This is a genomic window from Virgibacillus sp. AGTR (assembly GCF_016919725.2).
Taxonomy (GTDB): Bacteria; Bacillota; Bacilli; order Bacillales; family Amphibacillaceae; genus Virgibacillus; species Virgibacillus salarius.
In genome coordinates this window covers 1-7,885 of the sequence record NZ_JAJERH010000114.1, presented here as the reverse complement: position 1 = coordinate 7,885, position 7,885 = coordinate 1, and the positions used below count along the sequence as shown (strand labels likewise).

Below are 7,885 nucleotides of genomic sequence, written 5' to 3'. Positions count from 1 at the left end.
TTCTATAATCTTATTATACTACATTTAAATGTAGTAGTAAAGAGTAAATAGATATTTGATATTTAATTTATTTTTTTCTTGAAAACAGAATGCATGTTCTTATATAATGGTAGAAACAAATGTTCTTATTGGAGGTAATCACATGACTGCTGTACCTAAACCGCCTAAAGGGAAAAAGAAGTCAGCTAGTAACAGTCCAAATTTAACAGAAGATAGGCTTTTAGAGATTTCAGAACGACTAGCAGATGCATTGGAATTTAAGAACGAAATTACAATCACTACATATAGAAAAGGAAAGTACGAAAAGTTTACAGGTGTTATCCAAACTGCAAACCCTGAAACGAAAATGATTACGTTTAATGTTGGTAATTTTGAACATCATAAGATTAGCGCAAATATTATTGTAGGTGTAGAATAAATGGTTAACGATAGAGGCAATATCAAATGGACATCTTTAATGATGCCGGAACATATTGAAATGCTTAATAATATATGGGATGAACAAGATCGTAAACAGAAGCCTATAATAGATGAACAACAGCAAGAAGAAATTAACTTGAAGCTACAAATGGCTGTCAAAAATGATCTAACTGTAGAGCTAAAGTATTTCAGTAATCATGATTATTATAATGCTAAAGGGAAGATCGCTAGTATTGATAGACAGAACAAATATATAAAAGTAGCTGGTCAATATTTACCTATAGAAAGCATTATTGATGTGTGGATAGATTAGGTAATGATTTATTATCGAGGTTGGTGTATTTAAAAATGTGCCGATTTTGTGCCGATTGAAATTGAAAAACTATAAAAGGATTTGAAAAGACCAAACAGTAAAATATTGATTTTATCGAGTTTCTACCAATATAAAATGTGATTTGAAAACGTTAATTAATCAAGTTTGAAATGGAAGGTTCTATAGGTTAACAACTAGGAACCCTTGTCACATCGATGATTGTGGCAAGGGTTTTTATAATGGATTTTATGTTTGTGCCCAATTTGTGCTCTGATAGTTTTAAACGCTGCTTGTACAGGATTTACTTATGGATTGCATGTAGCCAATGGATTAATCACTTTGAATTTACAAAAAATTCTTGACATTGGAGTAGAAGCTGTATCTAAAGTTACTGATTATAAGATCGATCTACCTGTATTTTATTTGGTGATGGTGTAGGAGCAGTACCTGTAGAGTTTGAATAAAAAAACAAGTTTTTGTCCTAGTATTTGGCTTCAGACGGTGAATTGGGCAACAACTATATTGTTCAAACTGCAGTTGTGGAACAACAAACACTATGCCTGAATCGGGCCAGATTCTTGAAGAAGAAAAGGGGCATTAAACTTAGAAAGTAGAAATCTTATTTATATTTTGCTACGGGGGTACTTATGAAAATGAAAACTCACTATTATTTAGGTTGGTTTAACGATTTTTTTCCAAAGAACTTGAGTAGGCTTTACAAGAGGATATAGCAGATAGAAAATCGCTTGTAATGATTAGCTCGAATCCATTTTTATATGAAGATGATGGTGCTACTGAACGATCGTGGCTTGATCAGGCTGGCATTATATTTGATGAATACTATTTAATTAATTATCGCGTACAAAAGGAAGAGGCCCAAGTATTAATTCAAAATGCATCAACCATTTTCTTGTTGGGTGGAAACACCCTTAATCAAAATGACTTGTTGATGGAATATGAAATGTCGGATTTGATTAAAAAGAGTAAAGCCGTTGTGATGGGAGCAAGTGCTGGTGCAATCAACATGTCCGCAAAATGGTTATGCTCAAAAAGCCTTGGATATAAAGTTGAAATAAGCTCTGTTTACGACGGGATCGGCCTTGACGACTTTTCCATCCTGTCACATTTTGATCTTGAAAATAACATTGCGCTGGTTCAAAGTGAACTGTCTCCCTTATCGGAACAAATGAATATTTATGCGTCGAACAAAGACTGCGCTGTCCGTATAAAGAGAGACAAAATCGACATTTTAGGCAAGGTGTATTTAATTTCCCAATCAAAGATTCAGAAATTGGATGAGACGCTTTAGTTGTAATAAATGACTATGATATACATAGATGTACAGAACGGTATTCTGCAAAAGGGCGCAGTTGTAGAATAAGGGCTGCGCTTCAATAGGGCCATTTAATTGAAGATCAAGGAGTGAATGAGTTGCCTAAAGATATTGTTATCCGAACAGCAAAAGCTGAAGATGCTTCAAGAATTTTACAAATACAAAAAGAGGTTGTACTAGAAGGAACTTTCTTAACAACTGTTTCAGATGAATTTAATAAGACAGTAGAGCAGCAAAGGGATTGGATAGAAAATGTTCTGCATAATGATAAAGAAACTATGTATTTCTTGCTAATTTACCAGATGAAGTTCATATTCATACTCCCTTAAACACTGACGAGGGTATATTAGAATGGAAGTCAATTAATTGGATATTAGATTATGATAATAGGGGTGTAATGAGCAACTTAAAAAGATATCTACCAAGAGTATTGGAAGATGAGAACAATTTAGAGCATTCATTTACTTATGATAATCATACTATAATCGATTACTCAACTATTATACTTAATGAAGATGATACTAATAAACTATATGTAAAACATCCTGTTTCCAACAGGATATGATGAAGATATATATTGAACTAACGGGTGTAATAATCTAATAATTTTGTGGTGAAACGGGCCATTATGTGGATTAAGGATAAATTACAAAATGCTTTACAAAGGGAGATACAATTGAAAGTTAGGCTATCGGAGTATGATGAAAATTGGAGTAAAATGTTTGAAGATGAGGCTCAATTTTTGGGCGAAGTGTTGGGTGATGAAATAATCAGGTTTGAACATTTTGGGAGTACTTCCGTCTTAGGGATGAATGCAAAGCCTGTTATTGATATGATGTGTCTAGTTAAAGACATTGAAAAAATTGATATGTTCAATGACCAAATGCGCTTACTTGGATATGACGTTGCTGGAGAATGGGGCATACAAGGTAGACGATTATTTCGCAAAGGGGGAGAGAAGAGAACCCATCATATCCATGTTTACCAGTTTGATAATCCCCAAATTAAACGGCATTTAGTTTTTCGGGATTATTTAAGAACCCATCCCAAAGAAGTTGAGCAATACAGATGTTTGAAAGAAGAATTGGCTCAACGATATGACGATACAGCTTACTACAGCAAAGCTAAAAAACTTTTCGTAAAAGAAATGGAACAAAGGGCATTGAAGTGGTTTGAAGAACAGGGAAAGTAGCAACTGTTCCAGAAAAGGGTGCTTTTCCGGAATAAGAGTCAGTGGTCATTTTCATTAAAGGGCCATTTTCTGGAATATGGGGATTGTGGAATTTATAGCACTTTGAAATAATTGTTATTAAAGGGAAATTTCCAAATTAAGAAACTAAAAAAAGGGTGAGATTATATGTTTCCTACATTAGAGACAGATAGACTAGTATTACGAGAATTAACAAATGAAGATGCAGAAGGTATTTTTGCTTGTTTTTCTAACGACGATCTAACACGTTTTTACGGACAGGAAACATTGAAAAGTATTGAAGAGGCAGAAAAATTCGTAGACTTCTTCTCAAAAAACTATAGTGAAAAAAGAGGCATACGATGGGGTATTGAGCGAAAAGGAACCAACGGCATAATTGGAACAATTGGCTTCAATGCTTGGTCTCCAAAACATAAACGAGCTGAAATTGGTTACGAAATTCACCCAGAACAGTGGAGAAAAGGATACATTTCAGAAGCTGTATCTAAAGTTCTTTCATATGGTTTTGATCTTATGGGTTTAAACCGTATAGGTGCTGTTGTATTTATTGAAAATGATGCATCGAATAAATTATTAGAAAAAGTAGGTTTTCAAAAAGAGGGAGTTTTAAGAGACTATATGTACCAAGGTGGAAAAGCATATGATACATATGTTTATTCCCTTCTTAGGAAGTAATCTTCCGGAATCGGGTGCTTTAATGGAAGTAAGAAGCGCCTTGATTTCATTATCGGGCCATTTAATTGAATAATTTATTGTTAATTAGGCTTTGAGAAGGTGAATCGAAAAAAATGAGGTGGGATGAAATATGTTCGATGCTGGTTGGCTTAACATCGGCAGTTTGATACTTGGATTAGTAGCTTGGATAATTCCTATTGTTAGTCTTTTGGGAAATAAAAACCAAAATAATAAGAAATGGGTCACCCTTTCTATCATCAGTTTCAGCGCTCATTTTCATTATCGGACCAGTTTGTTGGAGAAGTGATTTTCATTTCCCAATTAAAAATCATAAGGAAATATAAACGGAGGAAATAGCATGATTGTAGTTAAAAGAGGATTGCCAGAGCATGTTGAAGGAATTTCTAAAGTTTGTTCCGAAGGTTGGCTGGACACATATGAGGGTATTAGAAGTCCAGAAAATATAAGAAGGAATAAGGAGACATTTTATAATTATGACCGTATACTTCATGAGTTAGATGAAGTGGACGGTTGGGACGGCTATTTTGTAGCACTTGACCTTGACAATAGTGAGATCAATTAAGGTAAAAGGAAATGGGAACTGGAGAATCAATGGCGAGAAGTAGAATTCTATACTAAGGAAGAAGATCATTTCTTTATTTATATAGAAAATAAGAATATGGTGCATCACTTAAAATCAGGTAGTAAAACTGATGAAGTGGAAGATTTCTTAAAGGTTATAGGTTTAAATGAAAAAGTGTAGGTTTAAGTATCGGTTTACAGTTTCCTGCAATCGGGCTATATCCTGAATAAGCACTTAATTAATCGGGCCAGATTACTGAGAAAAGAAAATGAATCGCTTCCATGTTTTCTGAAAATTATGGGAGGATATAAATACTGTGAACACAGTTTATTTAGAATTTAATTGACCTTAAAAAATAGCGCGCTACAAATATATTGAAAGGTGCAAAAACATGATTAAAAATCAACAATTTGTAATCAACAATTTTGAAGAAAAATTAAAAGTATTTACGCATGCAGTTAGTGGGGAACTTACAAGTGAAGAAGATTTCGTCATAGCGAATACAAAAGTCCCCACTGATACATTCAATGTATTATTACCAAAATCTCCAACTATCAAAAATGCAGTTAAGATTAGATATGGAATCGATAATTTTTCTTTTAAAGGATATCCCTTTAGTACTTGGATTGATGCTCAATTTTTAAACGATGAATGGAAAGAACTTATGCAAGAATATGACCTTAAAGAAACAGAACGTAATGTAATGATGAAACTTGAAAATACGCTTAATGTTAGTCAAAGTAATTCCCATCAGCTTATAATTACCCCTGTGAAAAGTAATGAAGAACTTATGAAATATAAAGAGGTTTTTATGAGCCTATTTGGAGGTTCACCAGAAAAAGATGCATTAGAAAGTTATTTTAATAGGTTTTCACAAGAAAAATTAGGTGTAGAAGTTCAAATGTTTATTGGATGCATAGGTGAACTGACTGTAACTACTGGTTTATTAATAGAAAGCAAAGATAGTTACGGTATTTATGATGTGATGACAAAAGAAGCATTTAGAGGTAAAGGTTTTGGCAGCGAAATGTTTCAATTTCTTTTAAATCAAACAAAGGATAAACAAAAACCAGTTGTATTACAGGCTTCAGATGATGGGAAAAGTATCTATAAGCGATTTGGATTTATAGATGTCGGAGAAATGGTAGTATTTGAATAAGGGGGTTTCTTATTAAGTTAAAGGGCGCTTTTCTTAAATAAGGAAAGCGCCTTCTTCATAAAAAGAACCATATTGTAGAATAAAATTGAAGAGTCAGTACAGCCAAGTTCTATTATAGGAAGAATTTCTTGAAAATTACTAAATAAGATTGGCGGAATTAAAAACATGATTAAAATTAAAAGGTTGATAGATTGTACAATAGCTGAAGCTGTAAAATCTTGGAATGAAGGTTTTGCGGGGTATTATATTGATACGACAACGACTCCTGAAAATCTTATAAAAAGGATGGTCAATGAAGATCTTTCACCTTTATTATCTATAGTAGCCTTTAAAGATAACCAACCTATAGGAATTGTAATGAATGGTGTAAGAAAGGTTAAAGGAAAAAAAGTTGCCTGGAATGGAGGAACAGGTGTTGCTAAGGAATATAGAAGCAAAGGAGTTGGAAAAATATTAATAGAGTCAACTCTCTCTATTTTAAAAGAAGAAGGAGTAGATCTAGCAACACTTGAGGCAATAAGTAATAATACTAAAGCCATTTCTCTATATAAAAATATGGGCTATTTAATCTATGACAATTTAGAGTATTTAACACTCAAGGGAAAGTTATTACAAAATCCGATTAAAGATTCAAATAGAAAATATAATGTCGAACGAGTAGCACCTCAGCAAATAGGTCAACTTCTGTTTTATAAAACAATGAATCCTTGGCAAACGCAATGGCAAAGTGCCAAAAATGGTGAAGGGATCATCGTCAAAGATGATAGTGGAAATGAACTTGGCTATGCTTATTATCAAAAAATATTTAATTCTCAAGGGAGACATCTAAGTACTATTTTGTTTCAGTGTGAGTCGAAACCAGACCTGACAGATAGTGAGGAAATTGTCTATTTTATGTTAGGGGAGGTTTTTGGAGATTTTAAGGATGATATCATTCGAACAATTCCTAATTTACCGATTACCAAAAGCGAATTACCTCTTACCATTTTGAAACAGATTGGATTTCAAACAATAGCTCAACAGGTTTACATGACGAAAGAAATGTAATCATTTTTTCTCAGTTTGATGTAGAAGTATGTTAACAAATAATATTAGAAGAGAAAGTAAAAGATACTAGATTAAAATTTTTTTGGGGAGGAAACAAATTATATCTACACCATACATATAGGTAATTATAACATTATTAGTTACGCTTACAGTGCTTTATATGACTGGGCTCATACGAATGGGGATCAATTTGATGGTCCTTTTATTGATTATGGCTAAAATATACAGCTCAGAAGTTCAAGTTTTTTCTGAACGTACTGTTTACATTTTATCCAGTGTAATCGATTTCTTCTTAGCTTTATCTTTAATTACAAATAATTGGGGATTCTTTTTATTAAGTTTACTGCCAGTTTTTATAAATGTAATTTTTGCGTTTTTTACTAAGAAAAACAAATATATAAAAAGATTCAATCAAAGTCATTCCGAAAATATAAAGCCACAGTAATTCAGGAAGTGTATCTCGGGAATCATAACATTTACATTATGCCGCAAACGGGCGCAGTTGTTGAATAAGTAGTGTTCTAGAATTGGGCCATTTGATTGAGTAAAACAAGGGGGACGATTAATTTGTATTTCCCATCCAAGAAAGACAATTGGTTAGCTTTAATAATTTGGGGAGTAACACTTTTAATGGGCTGGCAGATGATAACTTATAAAAGCTTAGTAAGCTATATTATAGGTTTGCTAATAATTTGTCTGCTTTTATGGTTGTGGTTTGGAACTGGTTATAAAATTGAAGAAGGACTTATTAAAATCAAATCAGGCCCATTTAGAAGCACAGTGAAGATTAATGAAATAAAAAGATTGAATGCTACAAAAAATCCATTGGCAGGACCTGCACTATCCATTGATAGAATAGAGATTATTCATCGGAAATATGATATAGCGATAGTCTCTCCAAAAAATGTAGCCGAGTTTATTCGAGTTTTATTAACTGAAAATCAATATATTCAGGTCGACAATAATCTTTCCAACGACAAGAATAATTAAGGTAAGACTATTCCAGAAAAGGGCGCGCTTCGCTTCTTGAATATGTGTGTGCTTCAGAGCTGGGTCATATTGTTGTATAATTTCGTGAAATATTGGGGGAACTGATATGAACTTTATTGAATCGATAGACCAGTTTTTAATGCAATTGGTCATAG

General features: G+C 33.1%; 9 protein-coding genes and 3 pseudogenes. All 12 read left to right on the top strand.

Going from position 1 to position 7,885, the window contains the following annotated elements; all coding sequences use genetic code 11:
* Positions 1–142 precede the first annotated feature (142 nt).
* The 12 genes and pseudogenes from JUJ52_RS22115 (at position 143) to JUJ52_RS22060 (ending at position 7,730) form a co-directional block, all read left to right on the top strand.
* Positions 143–418, top strand: coding sequence for a YolD-like family protein (locus JUJ52_RS22115; protein WP_228089200.1), 276 nt, complete (start codon positions 143–145; stop codon positions 416–418).
* The gene (locus JUJ52_RS22110) at positions 419–733 is read left to right on the top strand and encodes a YolD-like family protein (RefSeq protein ID WP_228089199.1); all 315 of its coding nucleotides are present in this window, start codon (positions 419–421) and stop codon (positions 731–733) included.
* Positions 734–1,006: 273 nt separating this feature from the next.
* Positions 1,007–1,194 (top strand): annotated as a pseudogene (locus tag JUJ52_RS22105) (ketoacyl-ACP synthase III); the annotation flags it as partial.
* A gap of 192 nt (positions 1,195–1,386) precedes the next feature.
* Positions 1,387–2,042 (top strand): annotated as a pseudogene (locus JUJ52_RS22100) (Type 1 glutamine amidotransferase-like domain-containing protein).
* Positions 2,043–2,164: 122 nt separating this feature from the next.
* The gene (locus JUJ52_RS22095) at positions 2,165–2,395 is read left to right on the top strand and encodes a GNAT family N-acetyltransferase (protein WP_205388771.1); all 231 of its coding nucleotides are present in this window, start codon (positions 2,165–2,167) and stop codon (positions 2,393–2,395) included.
* Positions 2,344–2,631 (top strand): annotated as a pseudogene (locus tag JUJ52_RS22090) (NUDIX hydrolase); the annotation flags it as partial. The gene JUJ52_RS22095 and the pseudogene JUJ52_RS22090, both read left to right, overlap by 52 nt.
* Positions 2,632–2,742: 111 nt before the next feature.
* Positions 2,743–3,258 (top strand): GrpB family protein, encoded by a 516-nt coding sequence (locus tag JUJ52_RS22085; RefSeq protein ID WP_121605929.1) that lies wholly within the window; start codon positions 2,743–2,745, stop codon positions 3,256–3,258.
* 165 nt (positions 3,259–3,423) lie between these two features.
* Entirely contained in the window at positions 3,424–3,951 is a 528-nt protein-coding gene (locus JUJ52_RS22080; protein WP_166529768.1) for a GNAT family N-acetyltransferase, read from the top strand.
* Between the two features lie 358 nt (positions 3,952–4,309).
* Positions 4,310–4,534, top strand: a complete 225-nt coding sequence (locus JUJ52_RS22075; protein ID WP_121605599.1) for a hypothetical protein — start codon at positions 4,310–4,312, stop codon at positions 4,532–4,534.
* Between the two features lie 391 nt (positions 4,535–4,925).
* Positions 4,926–5,693: a GNAT family N-acetyltransferase gene (locus JUJ52_RS22070; RefSeq protein WP_026681584.1), complete on the top strand. Its 768-nt coding sequence runs from the start codon at positions 4,926–4,928 to the stop codon at positions 5,691–5,693.
* A gap of 165 nt (positions 5,694–5,858) precedes the next feature.
* Positions 5,859–6,740: a GNAT family N-acetyltransferase gene (locus tag JUJ52_RS22065; protein ID WP_026681583.1), complete on the top strand. Its 882-nt coding sequence runs from the start codon at positions 5,859–5,861 to the stop codon at positions 6,738–6,740.
* 567 nt (positions 6,741–7,307) lie between these two features.
* Positions 7,308–7,730, top strand: coding sequence for a PH domain-containing protein (locus tag JUJ52_RS22060; RefSeq protein WP_228089198.1), 423 nt, complete (start codon positions 7,308–7,310; stop codon positions 7,728–7,730).
* Positions 7,731–7,885: the final 155 nt, after the last annotated feature.

Excerpts from the sequence above, each read along its gene's own strand:
- JUJ52_RS22115 (WP_228089200.1), top strand. The coding sequence starts at position 143 with ATGACTGCTGTACCTAAACCGCCTAAAGGGAAAAAGAAGTCAGCTAGT.
- JUJ52_RS22110 (WP_228089199.1), top strand. The coding sequence starts at position 419 with ATGGTTAACGATAGAGGCAATATCAAATGGACATCTTTAATGATGCCG.
- JUJ52_RS22080 (WP_166529768.1), top strand. The coding sequence starts at position 3,424 with ATGTTTCCTACATTAGAGACAGATAGACTAGTATTACGAGAATTAACA.
- JUJ52_RS22075 (WP_121605599.1), top strand. The coding sequence starts at position 4,310 with ATGATTGTAGTTAAAAGAGGATTGCCAGAGCATGTTGAAGGAATTTCT.
- JUJ52_RS22070 (WP_026681584.1), top strand. The coding sequence starts at position 4,926 with ATGATTAAAAATCAACAATTTGTAATCAACAATTTTGAAGAAAAATTA.
- JUJ52_RS22065 (WP_026681583.1), top strand. The coding sequence starts at position 5,859 with ATGATTAAAATTAAAAGGTTGATAGATTGTACAATAGCTGAAGCTGTA.